This is a genomic window from Litchfieldia alkalitelluris, from assembly GCF_002019645.1.
In the GTDB taxonomy this organism is placed as follows: domain Bacteria; phylum Bacillota; class Bacilli; order Bacillales; family Bacillaceae_L; genus Litchfieldia; species Litchfieldia alkalitelluris.
The window spans coordinates 5229388-5251076 of the sequence record NZ_KV917374.1; the positions used below are offsets into that span (position 1 = coordinate 5229388).

Annotated in this window: 16 protein-coding genes and 1 riboswitch; of the genes, 3 read left to right on the forward strand and 13 right to left on the reverse strand. The window is 35.4% G+C overall.

The features are described from left to right. Positions 1-20 precede the first annotated feature (20 nt). The gene (locus tag BK579_RS24410; RefSeq protein ID WP_235848528.1) at positions 21-875 is read left to right on the forward strand and encodes a VanW family protein; all 855 of its coding nucleotides are present in this window, start codon (positions 21-23) and stop codon (positions 873-875) included. A 653-nt stretch (positions 876-1528) separates the two neighbouring features. Here BK579_RS24410 and BK579_RS24415 read toward each other — a convergent pair. The 9 genes from BK579_RS24415 to BK579_RS24455 all read right to left on the reverse strand — a co-directional run bounded on the left by BK579_RS24415 (position 1529) and on the right by BK579_RS24455 (position 15133). Continuing rightward, positions 1529-4078 carry a carbohydrate-binding domain-containing protein gene (locus tag BK579_RS24415; RefSeq protein ID WP_078550029.1) on the reverse strand — a complete coding sequence of 850 codons (2550 nt, stop codon included), beginning with the start codon at positions 4076-4078 and terminating at the stop codon, positions 1529-1531. A gap of 448 nt (positions 4079-4526) precedes the next feature. Beyond that, entirely contained in the window at positions 4527-5696 is a 1170-nt protein-coding gene (locus BK579_RS24420; protein WP_078550031.1) for a toxic anion resistance protein, read from the reverse strand. Further along, positions 5693-6337, reverse strand: coding sequence for a 5-bromo-4-chloroindolyl phosphate hydrolysis family protein (locus tag BK579_RS24425; protein ID WP_078550033.1), 645 nt, complete (start codon positions 6335-6337; stop codon positions 5693-5695). The genes BK579_RS24420 and BK579_RS24425 overlap by 4 nt, the downstream gene beginning before the upstream one ends. Positions 6338-6510: 173 nt before the next feature. Continuing rightward, positions 6511-7332 carry an SPL family radical SAM protein gene (locus BK579_RS24430; protein WP_078550035.1) on the reverse strand — a complete coding sequence of 274 codons (822 nt, stop codon included), beginning with the start codon at positions 7330-7332 and terminating at the stop codon, positions 6511-6513. 806 nt (positions 7333-8138) lie between these two features. Beyond that, positions 8139-9320 carry a methionine gamma-lyase gene (gene megL / locus BK579_RS24435; protein WP_078550037.1) on the reverse strand — a complete coding sequence of 394 codons (1182 nt, stop codon included), beginning with the start codon at positions 9318-9320 and terminating at the stop codon, positions 8139-8141. A 1177-nt stretch (positions 9321-10497) separates the two neighbouring features. Then, positions 10498-10812: a hypothetical protein gene (locus BK579_RS24440; protein WP_078550038.1), complete on the reverse strand. Its 315-nt coding sequence runs from the start codon at positions 10810-10812 to the stop codon at positions 10498-10500. A 5-nt stretch (positions 10813-10817) separates the two neighbouring features. After that, the gene (locus BK579_RS24445) at positions 10818-11894 is read right to left on the reverse strand and encodes a threonine aldolase family protein (protein WP_078550040.1); all 1077 of its coding nucleotides are present in this window, start codon (positions 11892-11894) and stop codon (positions 10818-10820) included. A 113-nt stretch (positions 11895-12007) separates the two neighbouring features. Continuing rightward, positions 12008-12619 (reverse strand): methyltransferase, encoded by a 612-nt coding sequence (locus tag BK579_RS24450; protein WP_078550041.1) that lies wholly within the window; start codon positions 12617-12619, stop codon positions 12008-12010. A gap of 249 nt (positions 12620-12868) precedes the next feature. Beyond that, entirely contained in the window at positions 12869-15133 is a 2265-nt protein-coding gene (locus tag BK579_RS24455; RefSeq protein ID WP_078550815.1) for a putative bifunctional diguanylate cyclase/phosphodiesterase, read from the reverse strand. 77 nt (positions 15134-15210) lie between these two features. Next, positions 15211-15292: riboswitch (cyclic di-GMP riboswitch) on the reverse strand. A gap of 387 nt (positions 15293-15679) precedes the next feature. Here BK579_RS24455 and BK579_RS24460 point away from each other — a divergent pair. Further along, complete coding sequence (locus tag BK579_RS24460; RefSeq protein WP_078550043.1) at positions 15680-16159, forward strand: glutathione peroxidase; 480 nt, start codon at positions 15680-15682, stop codon at positions 16157-16159. A 109-nt stretch (positions 16160-16268) separates the two neighbouring features. Continuing rightward, positions 16269-17441, forward strand: a complete 1173-nt coding sequence (locus BK579_RS24465) for an MFS transporter (protein WP_078550045.1) — start codon at positions 16269-16271, stop codon at positions 17439-17441. Between the two features lie 1061 nt (positions 17442-18502). On the opposite strand, the gene BK579_RS25940 is transcribed toward BK579_RS24465, so the two are convergent. From BK579_RS25940 to BK579_RS24480, 4 genes are all read right to left on the reverse strand, one after another. Beyond that, complete coding sequence (locus tag BK579_RS25940; RefSeq protein ID WP_169891248.1) at positions 18503-18643, reverse strand: hypothetical protein; 141 nt, start codon at positions 18641-18643, stop codon at positions 18503-18505. 30 nt (positions 18644-18673) lie between these two features. Further along, on the reverse strand, positions 18674-19372 hold the full coding sequence (locus BK579_RS24470) for a Rossmann-fold NAD(P)-binding domain-containing protein (protein ID WP_078550046.1): 699 nt from the start codon (positions 19370-19372) through the stop codon (positions 18674-18676). A 19-nt stretch (positions 19373-19391) separates the two neighbouring features. Further along, positions 19392-19844 (reverse strand): BsuPI-related putative proteinase inhibitor, encoded by a 453-nt coding sequence (locus tag BK579_RS24475; protein ID WP_078550048.1) that lies wholly within the window; start codon positions 19842-19844, stop codon positions 19392-19394. 847 nt (positions 19845-20691) lie between these two features. Further along, complete coding sequence (locus tag BK579_RS24480; RefSeq protein WP_078550049.1) at positions 20692-21342, reverse strand: DUF3889 domain-containing protein; 651 nt, start codon at positions 21340-21342, stop codon at positions 20692-20694. Between the last annotated feature and the right edge of the window lie 347 nt (positions 21343-21689).

Below are 21689 nucleotides of genomic sequence, written 5' to 3' on the forward strand. Positions count from 1 at the left end.
GGTGTTCTTTTATTAAGAACTTGTTAGTAAGTATTCTCTTATTCATTGTACCAGTAACTTCAACAAATAATCCTGACTTAGTCCTTAACTTTAAAGGAGAAACCATAGCCACAATTAATAAGGAGGCATTTTCGTCACCTCTCGTAGAAATTCCATTAATTAATGAAGAGTTGTACAATCAGTTTTTAACTAAGCTTAATCAGCAAGTGCATCACCCTCCTACTAATGCCATAATTAATGAAAAAAACGAAATCATACCTGGGAAAGACGGATACCAACTTGATCGACAAAAGTTCACACAGGAATTTATTAATTATTTTTTTAACGATGAGCCTTTAACGATAGAAATTCCAATAACTCAAGTCCACCAACGAGTTGATGCTGAATTACTTTCAGATATTCGGGTAAAACAAATCGGTAGTTATGTCACTTATTATAATAACCGTCATTCTGAGCGCTCAAACAATATTGTTCTTGCCACAGAAGCAATTAACAATCATGTTATTTTTCAAGGTGAAACCTTTTCATTTAATGAGGTTGTTGGCAAAAGAACAAAAGAAAAAGGCTATCTTCCTGCTCCTATTATCATAAAGGGAGAGCTTTACGAAGGAGTGGGTGGCGGAATATGTCAAGTTTCATCCACCTTATTTAATGCTGTGGATAATGCTGGCGTTAAGATTATTCAACGATACTCTCATAGTCGGAATGTGAACTATGTACCTTCAGGGCGAGATGCCACTGTAAGCTGGTATGGCCCTGATTTCACCTTTAAAAATGTATATAATCAACCGATTCTCATCCGGGCAAAAGCAGATAAAGGGAAAGTATATATTGGTATATATTCCTCAGATGCAATCAACTTTAAACAAAACTAAAAGCATAAGGCACCTGCCTACATCGACAGTCATAAGACAAGCACTGACTAGGATGATTCTTTCTTTATATAAAAATTCATGTGTCCTTACCTAGCGATAAATAAATAAGGGGAGATTTTTCCGTTAATTCAGATTAGAGATAGTTTTGAGGTGAAATAGGGGGATTTTTCCCCTTATTAAAGCAAAATTACCTATTTTAAAGTATTTCTAGTCAAATAAGAGAAATTTCTCCCTCTAGTTAAGTTATTTTCCATGCTACTTATGAATTAAAGGGAATTTTTCCCTTTATTTCTATTTACTGTGCAGTATATTTCTACTAGTATCTCCGACTTGCTTATTCCAGATAACTGCCGCTAGTTGAATAAGCCTATTCTCGCATATAATTAAAACGGACCAGGGTTAAAATTTTATTTCATAAATATATTTTAACAACACAATTAGAGGCTCTGTAGCAGACGTACAAAAATTAATGTACACCTGCTATTTTCTGTATTTATCTCTAAAACTACCTGTAAACCAGTGGTATATCAACAAAAAAAGAGATGCGAATTAGCGTGCTAATTCCATCTCTAAAAGTCGTGTTATTTCGTATTTTCTCCCTCTCAACTAAAAAGGTTATTCAAACTAACTACACGATGAGGTCTTTTGATTTATTAAATTGTAGCTTTTCTTCTAATAAAGAACAGCGTAATTACCCCAGAAAGAAGTAATACAAATCCAATTAATAGTGAATTAAAGCTATTTGTTGCAGTATTTGGTAACTCATTTTTATCTTTATTATCTGTTGAAGGCTTGTCAGTTCCTGGTTCTTCTGTTCCTGGCTCTTCTGTTCCCGGTTCTTCTGTTCCTGGCGCTTCAGTTCCTGGTTCTTCAGTTCCCGGTTCTTCTGTTCCTGGTTCTTCAGTTCCCGGTTCTTCTGTTCCTGGCTCTTCTGTTCCTGGCTCTTCTGTGCCTGGCTCTTCAGCTTTTTCAAATCTTACATTATCTACAAACAATGTTCCTGCAAAATCACTGTTATCATCAGCAAAAATCAAAATCATATTTCTTAAGGCTGTATCGGCTTGTAAATTCTCAATATCACTAATATTAATCTTCGCCTCATAGTGATATAATCCATCAGCTGTCACATTAGCTTCGTCTAATGTTGTTAAATCAATATCAAATGTTTCAGTAGCTTGTGCCCAATAATTTAATGCTGGTGGTTGGAATGTTAAGTTAACTGAAATTCCACCATCTGTTGCACGGATAGGGTCAAGGTATAAGTCAAATGCAACATAATCATTTTCTCCACGTACTAAATCTTCACTCCAGAAATCTAAGCGAGGTGCTGTTGCCCAGTTGTCTGTTGGCTTCACTTCAGGATACGCAAATTCAAATGATAAAGCATTTGATCCATTAGCCTCTTGAATCGTTAAAGCTGTTTTAACACCTGATTCCCCTTGCCACTCCCATCCTTGACGAGTTCCATCTTCAAAATCTGAAGGGAAAGTAGCTTCGCCTTTAGGATCATTAATAACAGGAATCTCTACTTCAGTACCTGTAACGGTTATGTTATCTAAAGAAATTTCATCAGCATTTTCTGTTCCAACAAACAATATGATGTTATCCATTTCATTGTTTTCTTCATGTGTAGCAATGATTCCCAAGTTTTGTGCTTGTTCAACAGTCAATGTTAATGTTGCCTTGTATTGATCACCAATCGCTGTAAAATCTTCTTCATTTACTTGAACAGCAACCGGATTTCCCCAACCAGATGCTGGTCCTTGAGGTACAGCACCAATTGAAACTGTCGTTGGCTCATCCACGAAAACATCCATAGACAACTCTTCTGCACCTAAAATGTTTATTGATGTATCCCAATTATCCGCAGAAAGTCGAACATTTCCCCAGAAGTTATCAGCAGAAATATCATTACTTGCATTTAAGCCTGTGATTTTTAGTGCGTTATTCACATTACTTACAGAAATACCATCTTTCACAGGGCTATCGCTATTTACACCAAATCCCCCAGTTGTACCATCATTGAAATCCCAAGCAACCTTAGTATATTTCGTGCGATCAATTGGCTCATATGGAATACCTTTGATACGAGCACGTACATATTCTCCAGAGACACTCAATTCTTCAGGTGCCCACACTTGGTCTGAACCTGGGTCTAAATTAGTTGCATCAGACTTACCAAGCTCAAAAGGAGTAAATGCTCCAGAAGTTTCATTTTTATTCGTTAAGGACCAGTTTGCCCAACTGATATTGTTTTTGTTAAAGAAATTTAACCATACATCTGCTTCATCTAAATAAGGACCATTATTTCCATTAGCTTCACTTGTTCCCCACTCAGAAGCAAATACTGCTACACCATTTTCTAGTGCATAAAGCACATTGCTCATTACATTTGTACGGTCAGAGCTATCTGTCGCTGGTGCGTGTGAACCTGAATAAAAGTGTACAGTGTAAATTGTATTATCATCATCAATGGGATTGTCCGCTGCTAAGTCAGGACGCTGACTCCAGTTAGGGCTTCCCACGATGATAAGATTTTCATTACCTTTTTCACGTAACATATCCACGATTGGTTGTGCATAGTTCTTAACCTCTAACCAACCAGCTTCATCATTTGTTACACCTTCACCACCATTATTATTACTGCTTGGCTCATTTACAAGCTCATAAATAATATATGGATTATTAGGGTATAAACTAGAAATCTCATCAAAGAAATCCATTGCACCGCTATATACTTCTTCATTTGGATTTCCTGGTGCATGAACATGCCAGTCAACAATCACATACATGTCGTTTGCAATTGCATAATCAATCCCATTAATTAATCTTTGCTTAATAACGTCTGGACTAGTAGCATAGCCATTTTCACCAACATACATGGCTAGGCGAATCATGTTTGCTCCCCAGTCATTTGATAACGCAGCAAATGCATTGTTATTAATGATCTCTGGGAACCATTGTAATCCATGTGTACTCATACCACGTAGTTGAATTGGATTTCCATTTTGATCACCTAATGTCATTTGTCCATCTTTTTCAACAATCTTTAGTGCTCCACCTTCAGATGGCTTTACTGTAGGGCTAACAACTAAATAATCAAGTTCTTCTTCTGCAGCAAATCCTGCAGTTGGAAATAATGACCCTAAAAGGGCAATAACCATCATGATTGCAAACAGTTTCTTGTTATTGTTTCTATTCAATTTGTCTTCCTCCTTAAAATTTTAATTCAAAACCAAGTTTAGGAAACCGGTTTCTAAAATGAAAATAAAGACAGAAAAAACATAAATATAATTTAATGAACCTAATTCGGAAACCGCTTTCTAAATACAACAAAAAAATATTAGCCCTATATCGAAAGCCATTTACTATTTTTGAAGGAAACCGATTTCCATTTTAACAATAAAAATATTGCTAAAAATAAACTATGTCTATGTACCTCCCTTGCTAGCAGCCTCAACTGTATTATGAGTGATTAGTTATGTAAATTATTTTGTAAACGTTTCACTCTTGGAATAAGTATAGCATGAAGTTTTAAGAGATTGCTAGAGTCTTATTCCAAATTATCCTTATATTTTTTTGTTGTAATATTATACAGATAAACAGAAGCTCTCTATGCATACATACATAGAGAGCTTCTGCCTCTATAAACTATCCCTTTATTTCAAGTAATTTTTTCCTCAAATCTGTTTCCATTGTTGCGAGTTCATGCTCTGCATGTCGGCGTCTTGTACGCCCTTCTTCTTGAATTCTTAATGTTTCTTCGAGCGTAGATATAATATTCTCCTTTGTTTTCTTTAGAGTTTCTATATCAACAAGACCACGCTCATTTTCCTTCGCAACCTCAATTGAATTTGTTTTTAGCATCTCTGCATTTTTTAACAATAAATCATTTGTTGTTTTCGCAACCTGTTTTTGTGCTTCAACTGCATCACGTTGCCTCATAAGTGTCAGAGCAATTCCAACTTGGTTTTTCCACAACGGAATCGCAGTCATGATCGAGGATTGAATTTTTTCCGCTAATGTTTGGTTTGTATTTTGTATTAGACGAATCTGAGGTGCACTCTGAATCGTGATTTCTCTACTCAATTTCAAGTCATGAATTCTTTTGTCTAAACGGTCTGCAAACTGCATCATGTCATTTACTTCTTGAAATTTCATTTGATCATTAGAAACTTCTGCTTCACTTTTTAAAGCAGGTATCGTTGTTTTGTGTAGCTCCTCAAGCTTCAGTTCTCCAGCTGCAATATAAACATTAAGAGCATTAAAATATTCCTTATTATTTTCATATAGCTTTTCTAGCATCGCAATATCAGATAAAAGCAAATTTTTACTACGGTCTAGTTGGACGCTTATTCGATCAATCTGAGCACCCGTCTTTTGATATTTTGACAGTACTTCCTGAACAGAGCCTGATACTTTCCCAAACATCCGCCCAAGCATTGATTTTTTTTCAGGCTTTAATTCATCCGGATTAACCTCATTAAACCTCTTCATTAAATCATTTATAATTTCACCTATCTCCCCAATATCCTTTTTCTGGACATGCTCAAGCATATTATTTGAGAATGAAAGCAACTTCGTTTGTGCCTGAGTTCCATAGCTAATCATTGCCTGATGATTTGTCGGATCAATTTGTTTTGCAAGTTGATAGGCTTTCTCGCGATTCTCTTCAGGTATAACATCAATAAGACGCTTTTCTTTCGTTACCTCTAACTCGTTATCGACGTCATCATTTGTTTTCGTATCAAATGGACTTGATAATAAATCATCCAATAGGTTCGCAGATTTATTTTCTTTTGACTGATTCGTTTCGCTCATTTAAAATTCCTACCTTCATCATTTTTTTCAGATTCGACCCTGTGCTTAGCCACATCTAGTTCAACGTGGAGCTGATCGATATCGTTTGATAGTAAGTGATATAAGTCATTCTCAACTTTTTCTGTGATTTTTTCTAATGTTTTACGTGTATCATATAAGGTGCTTTCCAACTCAACATTCCTCTTTGGTTGTGATGAAAGAAAAACGTATTTTTCTGCAAGTTCAACCGCTGAATCTAAGTGTGAAAAATAAAACTTTTCCGCTCGATAAAACCGTTTCGGCTCATCTTTTGTTATACTGTATATTTTCCTAGTCAATCTCACAAGATCTAGTCGAAGTTTCCATGAAGGAATATGACGAATTGAAATTAATGCCTTATTCAAGCGAAATATTTTAGCTTTTGCTTCCGCTAAGTTTTCTTTTATATAACGATATTCTTTACGCGTTAGTTTATGTTTTGATAAAAAGCGTTGCTTCATGATGGCTGAACTAATCCCATAAGTAGCTCCACTTCCTAAAAAGGAATATGCTACAGATAACCAAAAGGTTTGATCAAAAGCGAACATAGAAATGCCCCAGGTTATTGCCCCTACATTAACTGTTAAAAAACCACGCAAAATAATAAACAATATTCGATTCATAAGAATCTCTCCCGACTATTAATCATATCTATTACTACGTATGAAGGTTTAAATAGGTTTCATTTTAAATTACACAAAAGATGTTCCTTCTTAAATATATTATAAGAAAAAATACAATACCAGCAATGGACCTGCAATCTATCTATTTCTAAGACTTAAGACGTAGAAAACATTTAATTAGGACTGAACCCTTTTTGAGAAATACCTATATCTTTTTGATCTATCTCTTCTTTTAGCATATTATAGATAACCTGTACTACCCTTGGATCATACCACTTCTCCATTCCCATCTTTTCATAGATTTCTTTTACTCCCAATTTGTCCGTCCGTTTTCCTCCACTGCCGTCCCCCATCCAAAAATCATCCAATGTTACTCTACTTGCTAAATTCTTAAGCTTTATAGGGAATTCCTTTGAGCAAGGAAGAAGTGGCGCTATGGTTGCTTGAGTTAGAATGCCAGCTTCAGTAATCTCTCTAAGCGCCCTCATTCTTGCTGGAATCGGAGGTGCAGCTGGCGAAAAAGCCTTTCTTACCTCTTCTTTATCCGTTTCAATGGTTATCGACACGCGAGTATTACTACCAAATTGCTTGAGTAAGTCAATATCGCGCACAACTAAAGGTGATCGTGTCTGTACAAACAGAAAATCTGGTTTCTCTTCTAGCATCACTTTTAGTAGACTCCTGGTTAGTTCTAGCTTGTGCTCAATTGGTTGATATGGATCTGTAGCTGAAGACATAAATATCCTAATAGGACCTTTCTTTTTTGCCTTTTTTAATTCTTTATATAACAACTCTGCCGCATTGGTTTTCACATCAATCCAAGTGCCCCACTCTTCATCTCTGAAAAGCGACACAGGAAGCTGTCTAACATAGCAATAAGAACAGCCAAATGCACAGCCTCCAAACGGGTTTAAAGAATGAGTATAATTAGATAGTTGACCTCTTGTTGGTGTAAGAATCGTCCTTGATATAATATCTTTCGGTTCTATGTTCATTCTTTTTCCCCTCTCATTAAATCAAGTGCTATGAATAGTTTGAACTTCCCTGTTTGAAAATAAAATAAAATTAACATAATGAAAACCTAAGGTCTAAACAAATGGAGATTTAGTGGCAGTCATAGGGTTTAATTCCTTTCTACCCAAAAAGGGAACTCCAAATTCATAATTGGAATTCCCTTTTGATGGTGTAGGTCTGAGACTACGACTATACTTAACAAGTTTTGGCCTTTGATATTATCTTTTTGGTTATCTTGATAGTAATTAAGGTTAGAGAGTTCCATGCGCTGCGATCCACTTGCTTTCCACGGGGTGGTCCGTGAGCCTCCTCGTCGCCTGGGACGGGCTCCTGCGGGGTCTCACGAGACCGCTAGATTCCGCAGGAGTCAAGTGATTCTCCGCTCATTCCACACTTAGTAAGTACACTATTTTCATTCTACATGGTGCGAATTAAATTGGCTTGGAGGTCTCCCTGAAAAATTTGGTTTGGAGATTCTCCTATTTTGAGCAACTGCATCAAAGAGGTCTTATAATTCACTTCCTCCTTGTTTCTAGCTCAAGCAACTTGGTCATAGAGAATCTATGATTCACTTCCTCCTAGTTTTAGCTCAAGCAACTAGATCATAGAGGACCTATGATTCACTTCCGTCTTGCTTTTACTTTGGCAACTAGATCATAGCCATTAATGTGGAGCCTTTATAATCAAATTGAAATCGAGTCTAGATTCCACTATTCGTTATTTTTACATTTATCTACAAAATTCGGGCGGTGACAGGCATCACCCGAATTTCCACCACCCCAACTACTCAACCTAATGCTTGCTCAATATCTCTCCAAATATCTTCCCAGTTTTCTAGTCCAACTGAAAGTCTAAGTAATTGATTGGAAATTCCCATTTTCACGCGCACATCTTCTGGAATAACTGCATGGGTCATGGAAGCAGGGTGTTGAATTAATGTTTCAGCATCTCCAAGGCTAACAGCAATCGGTATCAACTTTAGCGAATTAACGACTCGTACAGTCTCCTCATAATCTCCTTTGATCTCGAACGAAATAAGTCCTCCACCTTTTTTCATTTGGTTTTTCATGATTTCATAATCAGGATGACTTTTATCACCTGGAAAATAGACTTCTTTAATTTTTTGATGTGTTTTTAATTTTTCAACGATCTTATCTGCATTATCACAATGACGGTCCATCCTTACTGCTAACGTTTTAATTCCTCGGATTAATAGCCAGGCATCAAATGGAGAAATTACTCCTCCGATATCTTTCTGGGCCGTCTTCTTAATAAATCTAACCGTTTCACTGTCACCAACAACTAACCCTGCAACTACATCTCCATGTCCACCAATATATTTAGTTGCACTATGAACAACAAGATCGCACCCTAAGGTTAGCGGTTTTTGTAAGTATGGTGTTGAAAACGTATTGTCAACAACCACCTTTATTCCTTTTTCCTTAGCAATCTTAACAACCATTTTTAAATCAATTAATCTCATAGTCGGATTAATTGGAGTCTCAATATATATGATTTTTGTATTCTCATTTATGTTTGAAAGAACTTCCTCTCTCGTATTTAAACTGGAAAAGGTATGCCCTATATTGTATTTTTCTTTGATCATTTGAAGAAGTCCGAAGGTGCATCCATAAACTCCTTTTGAACATAAAATATGATCATTTGCTTTAGTTAAACCAATTAAAACAGCCGAGACTGCTGCCATTCCAGAACCAAAAGCTAGTCCCGCATCTCCTTCTTCTAACTGCGCGATTCGTTCTTCCAAAATGGTTACTGTAGGGTTCGATAACCTTGAATAAATATATCCACTCTCTTCCCCACTAAAACGATTTGCCCCTTGCTCTATCGATGAAAATGTAAATGTCGAGGTTTGATAGATTGGTGGAGTTAAACTATCTCCATGGTCTTTAGAAACATATCCTGCATGAATGGCCTTAGTCTCAAACTGATAATCATTGTCTCGTTTCATCATTTTCCCCCTTATGTTTATAGGTTAATCATACCTTAATGTGAACTTAAGTGTAAGCGTTTACTTAATTGCGATAATTAGGCTATTCCAACTTTATAGATCTAATGTATCCCATGTATTTTATGAATAAATCAAGTAGAAGGTGCTCAGGTCTTAGGTAGTACTCTTTTGAGCAGAAAATGATTATGGTTCCTACCCATGATTGATCAAAATCACTTCTTTGCCCTCTACACTTTCCTCTTTAACTCGTTGTTGAAGAAGGTGTGGATAAAAAAAATTTAATTAAAGAAATGGAAAAACTTCATACAGCATTGAAGAATTGATTTTGTTTCAAAAAAAATCTCCCAAACAAAGTACTAACGGGTTCTCTTTTGAAGTGCAAAATCATAAAATAACAGTACAAATAACGCAATAAAAAGCATGGTGATTTGCACTTTAATCATCATGCTTTTTCACTGGAATATGATCAGTAATAAATCAAAGTCGAAATAATTGGAATTGCAATAGACGGAAAAACTTCCCTTAATTAGCAAATAGGGTTGAAACTAGCTTAAATAGACGGAGATATTCCGCCTATTGACTTAAAAAACATAAAAATGGGGGAGTTTACTTGGTGTAACCGGAAAACCTCCCCTTATTTAACCCGAAAACGTTCTCCATTCTGAACTTAACCGAAAAATTCCGCTTGTATTAGTTACTTAATTAAGGACAGACCACTTATCGGAGAGGGGCACTATTTTCATTCCACTCCCATTAAATTAATGAAGTATTAAGGAGCGTTTCAGCATATAGACAACAGTTTGAGGATGTTCATTCCCACCTTGCTATTTGGCATGCTAATTGAAGTGTTAATTTTCAAACAATATTGTCATAAACGTTTATATACCAATAACAACATAGCATGCTAAATCATATGCGATTTAACATGCTATTGGAGTTGTTTTTTCACGTTTCGCACTCTAAAAGAGAACCTGTTAAACAAAGTAATGGAGAGATTTTTTTGTTGTTTTGAAACGTTTGATACATAAATATCTTTCCAAAATTTAATTTATCATAATCTGGTGTCTCTATTTTCGGCAAAACTGATTGATATCCTTTTAAGAAAGTTTGCACTTTATTTCATATAACCTGCATAACAAAAAAGCCCACCTATATGAATAGATGAACTTGATATTATTTAATTCAATTCTCTTAGAAATGTATTTAGCTCTTCGCTATTTTCAAATTTAAATAAATATCCAAAGTGTATGGGTTCTTTGCCTGTGTGAAGTTCCTTTGGGAATTTCGAAAGGGCAGTACTGTGATATTTTTTCTGACTAGTGTCTATTAATGTTTCTTTAATCGTATCTGGATTCAAAACGATACTTATTTCTTTGTTTCTTAATAGATAAATCACTTCTTTATTATGGATATGTCTGAACTCTATCGCTTTACTCGTTTCTTTAGTAAATAAAAAAGAGTTTATATTAAAAACCTTTAAGATATCTTCCAAGTTGTTTACCCCTTTAGTTTCTTATTCAGTAATTCAAATGTTTTATGAAGCACTTGTTTCGGCACTTTCGCATATCTATCTCCGATACTCACTTCAAAATAGCATTCATTCTCGTTCATTTCTCTTAGATTACTTGCTAGTCCGACTCCTATTTTTTCATAAGTATCTATTAATTTGGATTCAACCTTTTCTTTCGGCTGATTAAAATGAACATGGAACATATTGGAGACTGGTTCCTCAGGTTTCGTTACGACGCCCTCGCATTGATTAAAAAGAGAAGCAAGCTCCTTTGCCTCTTCATAATATTGCTGCATTTTATTAACTCTTTGCTCAAAATAATAGTCAGAGCTAATAACATATGGATAGAGACTGATAAGATCTCCACCATGACGTCTTTTCCACACTTTTGATTGCTCTATAAAGCTACTTTCACCTGCCAAAACAGCACCAGCAATTCCACCGATCCCTTTGTAAAAGGATACATATACACTATCAAATAACTCACAAACTTCAGCTGCTGTTTTTTGATAAAAGGGAAGAATCTCGAACAGCCTTGCACCATCCAAATGAAGCTTTATCCCTTTGTCACGGCAGTAGTTTGAAATTGATATTAATGTTTCGTAAGATGGCACTTGACCACCTATTTCCCGCTGAGGTAGCTCCAACAATAAACAAGAGATATCCTCCGTTAATTTCTCTACATCCTCTAGTTCAATTACTCGAGTTTGATCTGCTAATAATATCGGGTCAATATGATGTAATTCTTTTAACCCATCTTCTTCATGAATTTCCAAGTGAGATAATGGGTGATAAGCGACTTTTTTGATCCCTTTTTTGTCACACCAAATTCTTAACGCAATTTGCTGTGCCATTGTTCCACTTGGAAAAAACACTGCACTTTCTTTCCCTAACACCTTTTCCATTTTTTCTTGAAAGTCCTCAATTACTCTTCCATTTCCATACATATCACTATCCAAATTTTCATCTACCTGTGCAAATGCATCCTTTAATACTTGGATATTTCTAAAGCCATGTCCGATCACTTGATATGTTGTTTCATTAAATGCTTTATGTAGTGTCATCGTAAAAACTCCTCACTCTTTATGTATAAATGACTTATGAATTCTATATATTTTCTATATTTAACATATCATACTCCCTGAAAGTGAGAAACTTGAATTGTAACCTAATTCGTCTATGTTAACCTTAAGCGATAATTTAAAAATCGTTCATTGGGATTTTTTTCATATAAATGAGGAATGATAATTTCTTCTTTTAGCTCAAATAAGGCATGGTTTTCTAAAAAATAGATATAATCCTCTGATGGATAATATAGAATTAAATCAATTTCTCTTGGAAATTCCTCGACCGATTCCAAAATATTATTAACCACTTTCATAAAGATTTGGATTGTAAATGGATTGAAAAAGTAAAAACAATCATCTTCTGAGGAAACCTCATATTCTTCTGCCAAACAACATAAAAACTGAATTCGATCCAAGCTATTTTTATGTTTCATCATATAACTCTTCTTGTTTTCGACAGCTTCCGAATAAAAGGTCGGATTCATTTCGATACCTACGACAGCTGTCTGATAAAAATGGTTAATGTAAAAATTCAACCGGCCCTTACCACATCCAAAATCAACCACAAGACCATTACGTTTCAATTGATAGTTTTGGAATAATACCTCCAACACTTCATAAGGTGTAGGTTCATAACGATGATAATGAATTGAATGACTAAAACCCTTCTGAGTCCCTGCTGTTTTTATGTTTAATAATGCATCATAATAGTAATCATTCATGATTTATCTCCTAAAGTACCTTTCTTCCCTTATCTTAACATAGAGATCTTTATCATTTAAAATAGGGCACTGTCTTAAAGCATTTATTTTAATAGGTTATGTGTAGAGCTGATTTACCTTTTTGTTTAATATTAATTTTCATTTTATCATTCAAAAAAAAAGCAAGTATCTCTTGATTGATACATTGCCTGTTTTATAAAATTCTATCTAATATGTGAGGAGTTCTAATTACACCTGCTTTTCTACAAGCTATTCAACAACTACCCCTGAATTACTTTTCATAAATGCCTCAAACTCTACAGCTGGAACAGGTTTTAAAAATAAATAGCCCTGTCCAAACTGACAATTGTATTTTTCTAAGGATTTTACTTGGTGAACATGCTCAATACCTTCTGCCACTACTTTTAAATTCAGATTATGTCCAATGTTTATAATTGTTTTGGCCATTGATTGTCCTTGTAGATCATTTAGATCATCAATAAATGATTTATCAATCTTCAGTGTATTGATTGGTAATTTTTTTAATATATGAAGTGATGAGTAACCTATTCCAAAGTCATCGATAGCCGTTTTGACACCTAGCTTTTTTAGCCCATAAAGAACTTCGGACGATTCATCTATATTCTGCATCAAGCTCTCTGTAATCTCAATCTCAAGATATTGAGGATCAATTCCAGACTCATCTATAATATCTTTCACTGACTGAACAAAGTCTCCCTGTCTAAATTGTTGAACTGAAACATTTACAGACACGTACAAAACAGGAAATCCTGCTTGTTGCCAAGTCTTATTCTGTATACATGCCGTTTTAAGAACCCATTCACCAATCGAAACAATTTGTCCTGTTTCTTCAGCAACGGGAATAAATTCTGCTGGGGAAATATACCCTAACTCAGGATGCTTCCATCTTATTAAGGCTTCCATCGCAATAACCTGTCTGGTCGTTAAATCCATAATAGGCTGATAAAATAGAGTGAATTCTCCTTGGTGAACAGCCTTTCGCAGTTCACTTTCAATCTTCATTTTACGAGTCAACGCTTCATTTAACTCTTTATTAAAAAAACGAAAATTGTTTTTCCCACTTCCCTTTGCTAAGTACATTGCAGCATCGGCGTTTTTAAATAGCAATTCACTATTATCGCCATGATCAGGATAGGAACTAATCCCTATGCTTGGTGTTATAGTAATCTCATGATTTGCGACAATAAAAGGACGAGAAAATTTATTTAATATAGTTTGAGCAGTCCCAATAATTCTTTTTCTATCTGCACCAGGAAGAATTAATATAAATTCATCTCCCCCTAACCTATAAACCTGATCAAGTTCACTCAATGAGCTTTTTAATCGTTCAGCTGATTTTATGAGAATAAGGTCACCTGCAAAATGTCCTAATGTATCATTAATTAATTTAAACCTATCAAGATCAATTAGTAATAAAGTTAAGGAGCTATTCGTACGTGAGGCCACATCAATCTTGTATTCAAGTTCTTCATGGAAGCTTGTTCTGTTATTCAATCCTGTAAGTGGATCATGATAAGCTAGATCTCTATACTCAACCATTAGTAATCTATTTCTATTAATAACTAAGAGCTGCCTAATAATAACCATTATAAAAATTAGACATACACCTATACTCAATGTATTCAAGTTCCACTGATAACTATTAATAACTAAAACAATTAAAATAATAATACTTATGTAAGGAAAAATACTTTCTCTGTTAACGGATTTCTTTAATGTCCAGTTTATCTCAACTTTCTCTTCATAGGCATAAAAAGATGCGAACCCTATCATCAATATAGCTATAAGCCAAAGTGGATCAATTAGGCTCCCTGGTTCATAACGTCCTTCTAGGGTTAAGTAAATATAGCTCGTATCTGCTAATATCTGCAGTATAAAACCTAGGTTGATTAATGAAAGTTCTTTTCTCTCGTTACTATATTGAGAGAGATAATATAAATAGATGACAGCATACAATATCCCTAAGTTCATCAAGGGATAAACAAGGAGGATAAATGTAATGCCAAGTGAATAATTTGCCAATGCAAGCAATGGCTCTATTAAAAAATGCAAACTAATAACAATAGCAATAATCATAAAAATGATGATATTAAATAAAAATGAATTTTCGGAAATAGTAGTCGAGATAATTTTAGCCTTGTAAACTAATGCCAGGAAATAGAAAAAATAGCCTAAAAGCCAACACACCAGTGAGGGATTTGGATATGAGTTTGCACCATGAAACAAAAATAAATAAAACCATATCAGATAAGATGCGAAATTCAAAAATGTACCAATACTTAACAGCATCCAAAAGTATTTTTGTTTCCCTGAAATTTTTTGAAATGCTCTAAATACAAAAATAAACGCGACCGCTCCACCAATAGTGGGGAAAAAACTAGCACCTAGTACTCTCACCCACTCATGTTCTCTAAATGCAATATTCCATATATAGAATGATGCTATAATCAAAATAATACCAAATAGCACTTTAAAATTTTTATTTTTATACATATTAAGTAAACCATCACTTTCTAGGGATATAACAAAAGAAGCTATCTCCGCCGGAAATAACTTTATACTAGTTATCCCTTGGTAACTCAGCCACCATAGTTTTCCCTTAGGTCTGTAGCTTTGCGTCCTCACTTTTCAGTGAGTTTGCCGTTTCAATGAATTATTTCACTTTTATTCCTAGTTCTATTCTACCATACGAAACGGAATCTAGTAGTCATTTTTCACTACTCTTTCTTATATTTGTTCCACCCTAAAAAAACTACGGTTGGAGAGTTCCATTCGCTTCGCCCCACTCGCTTTCCGTGGGGCGGTCCGTGAGCCTCCTCGTCACTTTTAGCTCCTGTGGGGTCCCACGAAACCGCTATATCCCACAGGAGTCGAGTGGCTCCGTTCATTCCATACTTAGTGTAAGAAATGTTCATCCTCGATGGTGAAATTTTTAATTAGTATAAATGTTAACCTACAAATTTCTATGACCATAATTTCGTGTTATGATAAGCATAACACTACTTAGTAAAATATTTTATTTTATAAGGAGGGAAACGATTGAAAACTGTATATGATTTTGACATAACCCTACCAAACGGCGCTAAACAATCATTAAAAGAATATGAAGGCAGGCCTTTACTAATTGTTAATACAGCTAGTAAATGTGGCTTTACTCCCCAATTTTCAGGGTTGCAGGAACTTTATGCAAAATATAACAATCAAGGTTTTGAGGTGTTAGGCCTTCCTTGTGACCAATTTAAAAAGCAGGAATTTAATCATATTGAAGAGACCGTTGAATTTTGCCAGGTAAATTACGGTGTGACCTTTCCAATCTTTGCAAAGGTTGATGTGAACGGTCCTAATGAAGATCCTTTATTTACATACTTAAAAGATCAAAAAACGGGGATACTGGGTAAAAATATCAAATGGAATTTCACAAAGTTCCTTATCGACCGAAATGGGCAGGTGGTCGAACGCTATGCCCCAACAACTGAGCCACAAAAAATCGAAGCTGATCTTTTAAAATTATTATCATAAATTATGTATAAAAGGTTTTAACTATTATAACGCTTTTTATAATTAGAATAGTATAATTAAGGTAGATTGCACCTAACCTCTTAGCTATTAAACTGGAGTGAACTTCATTTTGAAATCAAAGAATTCTTTATTTATTTTATTTGCTGTTATGTTTCTTGTAATGGTTGGATTCGGAATTATTATTCCGGTCATGCCTTTTTATGCCGAGGAAATCGGGGCCACTCCAACACAATTAGGGCTTTTAATGGCTGTTTATTCATTAATGCAGCTTCTATTTGCACCAATGTGGGGGAGAATATCTGATAAAGTCGGTCGAAAACCAATTATTATGGTTGGAATTTTTGGACTAGCCCTTTCCTTTTTCTTGATGGCCATTTCTACTCAGCTCTGGATGCTGTTTGCTGCGAGAATTATTGGGGGCTTTTTCTCCTCTGCTAATATGCCAACTGTTATGGCATATGTAGCAGATATTACGACTGACGAGGACCGCGGGAAAGGAATGGGCATTATTGGTGCATCTGTTGGGTTAGGGTTTATTTTTGGACCAGCAATAGGTGGCGTCTTCTCGCAAGGAAGCTTGAGTACTCCCTTCTATCTTGCTGGGGCTTCATCATTAATTACCTTTATTCTTGTTGCACTTGTTCTCAAGGAATCTTTATCAACGGAACAACGAAATCGACAATCAAAGAAGAAAGTACCTTTATTAGTTGCATTCAAAGGTCATCTATCAATCCTTTTTATTTTGCAATTATTTGTTTCTTTGTCATTATCAGGTCTTGAGGCTACCTTTGCTTATTTTGCCTATGAAAAAGCACAGCTAGAATCTGTTGAGCTCGGATATATTTTTATGATTATGGGGTTTGCTGGAGCATTAGTTCAAGGAGGAGTCGTTGGTAGACTGACAAAAAAATATGGAGAAGGAGCCGTTATACAACTTGGGATTATTATATCCTTAATCGGCTTTACTTTAATCCTATTTATTGACAGCTTCACAACAGCTGCAATATACCTAACTGTCTTCGGGATAGGTAATGGTTTAATTCGTCCAAGTGTTTCTTCACTTTTAACAAAAAAGTCTACCTCTGGACATGGCAGCACAACAGGACTTCTATCATCCTTTGATTCTCTAGGAAGAATTATTGGACCTCCACTAGGTGGTCTATTATTCTCCATGGCAGTCGGTTTGCCATATATTTCAGGTATAATTTTATCATTATTCGCATTTGTTCTTTATCGCATGTATCACACTCAGGCCAAAAAGTCCGAGCCTAGCACATCATAATTAAGGATAAAATCCAACCCACCTTGAACTAACCCGTTCGGTTAAGAGGGAAAAACTTTAATTCGCAGGTTAAATTAGCACTGGTTTCGCAGGCGAACTTAGCAACACAAATAACAACTTCAAAAAAGGATCAGACAATTACAATCTGATCCTTTTGCTCTGAAATCGCAGTCTTCTTAAACTAACTCACCGTTACTTTAAGTGGTTATTTCACAAAGTTAGATATGGTTTTTGCTGAATATTATATTTATACGGTGTAGCAAACTACAATACCGACTGCTTAGAATTGAACTCTTTTTTTCTTACTTGTGATATGGTTCACCAGAAGTATTCTAAATGAGTATCTAACAAAAAGTACACAGCCTTCACCCTACTATCTATTTATATCCACTATGAACTATGTAAGTGGCATCTTTTCTTCCTTAGCTAAATGCAGCACCTTGAAAATATGGTGAATTTCACTCTAAACTAGGCCAATAAGCAACAAGCGTTCAGAAAAGAGCCTTAAATAAAAAGTCAAGTCCTTACCTAGGGAATAAATAAGTGGAAATTTTTCCTTTAATTGCAGATTAGAGCTGGTTTTAGGTGAAATAGAGGGGATTTTTTCCCTTATTAAATCAAAATTGCCTATTTACATGTATTTCTGGTCAAATAAGAGTAATTTCTCCCTCTATTTAAGCTAATCTTAATGCTATTTATGAATTAAGGGAAATTTTTCCCTCTATTCTATTTACTATACAGTATATGTTTACCACACATCTCCGACTTCATATTCTTGAATAATCCTATCACAACAAACATATATAGGATTATTCTAGCAATCCAATTAACAACCCTTTTAGCTAGTGTTCAAAAATTTTTGTACACTAGCTATTTGCTATGCTAATTATGGTGATAATTCCTTTGTTATACCTTAAATATCTCCATAAAACATGGTTATATAAATGAACAAAGAGATGCGAATTAGCATGCTAATTCCATCTCTAAAAGGCGTGTTATTTCGTATTTTCTCCCTCTCAAGTGAACTGGTTAACCTTGAACTGGTGAGTTGGATTTTTTATTTAGCAATATGAAGAGATTAGTTCAGTTAATAATGTTTCTAATGGTGTAAATACATACCCCATTGCGCTTGCTTTATCAGTATTTATAGACCATGCCCCAGGGAGATTAAATGGTGAAGGTGATCCATTATCGCTTAACAATGCTTTCTTCCCTGTTATATTTTCTATGGTTTAAATTAACTCTCTTAAACTAATATCCCCCTCTGATCCGGGGTTTATTGGGCCTTGGTAATCTGATTCAGCTATCTGATATAAAAATGTTGCAGCTTCATGTGAATCGATAAAACCATATCTTAAATCTGGGTGTTCAATCATTATCGGGTTATTTTCCTTCACCCAATCTACATGCATTTTTAATCGTTTTGTGAAGTCATCTCTTCCGACAATAATTGGGAATCGCACAGCCACTACTGGAATGGATGCTTGTTGAAACAAAACTTCTTCGGCTGACCTTTTAGCTTCCTGATAACCTATGTAACCACTATACTCTTGTCTATTCTTCAGATCGGGTCGAAAGGTAAAGGGATTAAAATCTTCCTCCACATGATTCGTGCCAAACTCATAAACAGCTTGGCTAGAAGTAAAAATATATTTCGAAATCTTCCCTTCAAGAACTCTTATACTATTAAATGCTTCCTCAGAAGAATAGCAAGTTTGGTCAAATACAACGTCCCAGCTTCGATTATCAAATCCCCGCTCCATTGAAAATATATTCTCACGATCAATAATTATCCGATCAACCGAAACTCCAAATGAATCAGATGTCATTCCCCGTGTTGCAATGGACACTTTAACACCGTTTTCGATAAGGATCTGAACTAACCGCTTCCCAACAAACTGTGTTCCTCCAAGAATTAACGCTGAATTCAAATAAGCTTCCCCGCTTTCCTTAGATAATAATATCTATCACTATCTTATATTCTTCACCAACGTCTGTTGTCATCCATACAGATAGTAGATATTCTCCACTTTTCAGATCGAGCTCAGTAAGATTAATTTCATAGATAAGCTCTTCTCCCTGTTTGATCGTTTCAGTGGTTATTTCTGATTTATATGAATTCGAATCAGATAACCTAAAAATTCCCTTAGCATCCTTCGTCTGAACAGTATAATCAAATCGCTGTGAGGTATTAAATTTGAATTCTACCATTTGTTCAGTTTGGTTTTTCAAACGGTATTCATAGATGTGTGGTGTTTTCTCAATAATACTTGACTCGACTTCTCCAGCTACAATACCTCCGTTAGATATGTCAACTTGATCGACAATGTCTACTTTTTGATTTTGTGAACCACAGCCTGTTAACAATAAGACTAATACTACAAATACATAATAATTCTTCAAATCTAATCACCACGCTTTTATTTTTAATAACCATCATATTAGACGTTTGATTTTTGGTTAAGTTTCTAAAAATTTACATTTAATTCAGAATGGATTTCTGTGAAGCATTAACCCTAATCTTATTTGAATGAGGTTACCCCGAAGGTTAATTTATTTCAGCTAGCTTTTTGCTTTTGCTTTAAAGCTAACTGAAGATGGGCTCTGTTCAGACATCTTGCCTCTTTTTCCGACTGAAGTTGTCCGAAGTTGCGCTCTGTTCAGACAGCTTCTCTCTTTTTCTAGCTAAATCTGTCCGAAGTTGCGCTCTGTTCAGACATCTTGCCTCTTTTTCCGACTGAAGTTGTCCGAAGTTGCGCTCTGTTCAGACAGCTTTCCTCTTTTCTAGCTAAGGCTGTCCGAAGATAGGCTCTGTTCAGACAGCTTTCCTCTTTTTCTAACTAAAGCTGTCTGAAGATCGGCCCTGTTCAGACAGCTTTCCTCTTTTTCTAGCTAAAGCTGTCCGAAGATAGGCTCTGTTCAGACAGCTTCTCTCTTTTTCTAGCTAAATCTGTCCGAAGTTGCGTTCTGTTCAGACAGCTTCTCTCTTTTTCTAGCTAAATCTGTCCGAAGTTGCGTTCTGTTCAGACAGCTTCTCTCTTTTTCTAGCTAAAGCTGTCCGAAGTTGCGCTCTGTTCAGACAGCTTCTCTCTTTTTCTAGCTAAAAGCTGTCCGAAGGCGGGCTTTGTTCGGACAGCTCTTCTTTTTTTCCCGCTAATACTGTCTGCAGGTGGAGCCAATCGAACAGCTTTTAATAAACTTTCAAAAGGCACCTCGTACAAAAATAAGCCTACATCAATAGAGATACTCTTTAAACCTCTTTCAAATCAAAAGAAATCACACGGTTTGTGTTTGGATTATAAATCACATTTCCTTGCACTCTTATTTCTTCTTGTGGAGATTTTAAGACAAAATTATATGTTTGTTGTATTTGTGTTGGTGCAAGTTCTTTTCTTCCCACATATGTGTAATTCGTCACATTGTATCCTGGGTAGGCAGATTGAGCAACAGCTAATAAATATCGGCCCCACTCCTCCTGCTTCACTTCCGGTGATGGAGTAATTTCCACATTTATAACACCGACACTAGGATTTGCCCCTAAAGCTAAAAAAGCTTTTCGGTGCAGATTTATTTTATTCGCAGGAAAGTCCGGCACCTTGTCAACAACTTCTACAAGAATGTCCTTTGGAACAGGCGATGATAGATTCCTTACTCTAAGAGTTTGACCGCATTGATATGGTGTTTCAGCCCCCACCGCAGCAGTCATAAATTCATTATGAGACCAAGGGATTCCACATTGTGTTACCTGCCCCCCTTCTGTCCATGTCGCCTGTCCTCTTACGGGTTGTTGTCGAGTTTCATAGTAAGGATATCCCCTGTAATAGCTATCATATGAATACTGATAATACGGATAATAACCATTGTAATTTGGGTTACCTTGAGAATAATAGTTTTGATACATTAGCTTCTCTCCTGTCTTTGGAAAATGACTTTATACCTTATGTTTAGATTAGGTTGGCCGGTGACAGAATTATGTGATTAACTTTTAAAATGACTGTTTTTGTAAACTTTGTTGTTTTTGAGTACCCATCAATTTCACTGTGAATTAAGTAAAGTGGGTTCTTTTCTTCCTAAAATAAGATCAGTATTCTACAAAAAGTAGCTAATTTCACTTTAAACTACATGAAAGACCTCTTAAGGTACCTCTAATATAGGACGTTGCGTACAAATATTTATTTGTACGAAATTTTTTATTTGAAAAGTCAGAAAAAATAAAGGGTATTTTCTTCGCCTATCGAAATAGTTATA

What these genes read in the sequence shown, in the direction of transcription:
- BK579_RS24430 (WP_078550035.1), bottom strand. Translation starts at nt 7,332, where the DNA reads ATGAACATAGAACCGAAAGATATTATATCAAGGACGATTCTTACACCA.
- BK579_RS24445 (WP_078550040.1), bottom strand. Translation starts at nt 11,894, where the DNA reads ATGACACTACATAAAGCATTTAATGAAACAACATATCAAGTGATCGGA.
- BK579_RS24480 (WP_078550049.1), bottom strand. Translation starts at nt 21,342, where the DNA reads ATGTATCAAAACTATTATTCTCAAGGTAACCCAAATTACAATGGTTAT.
- BK579_RS24420 (WP_078550031.1), bottom strand. Translation starts at nt 5,696, where the DNA reads ATGAGCGAAACGAATCAGTCAAAAGAAAATAAATCTGCGAACCTATTG.
- BK579_RS24450 (WP_078550041.1), bottom strand. Translation starts at nt 12,619, where the DNA reads ATGAATGATTACTATTATGATGCATTATTAAACATAAAAACAGCAGGG.
- BK579_RS24425 (WP_078550033.1), bottom strand. Translation starts at nt 6,337, where the DNA reads ATGAATCGAATATTGTTTATTATTTTGCGTGGTTTTTTAACAGTTAAT.
- BK579_RS24455 (WP_078550815.1), bottom strand. Translation starts at nt 15,133, where the DNA reads ATGTATAAAAATAAAAATTTTAAAGTGCTATTTGGTATTATTTTGATT.
- megL (WP_078550037.1), bottom strand. Translation starts at nt 9,320, where the DNA reads ATGAAACGAGACAATGATTATCAGTTTGAGACTAAGGCCATTCATGCA.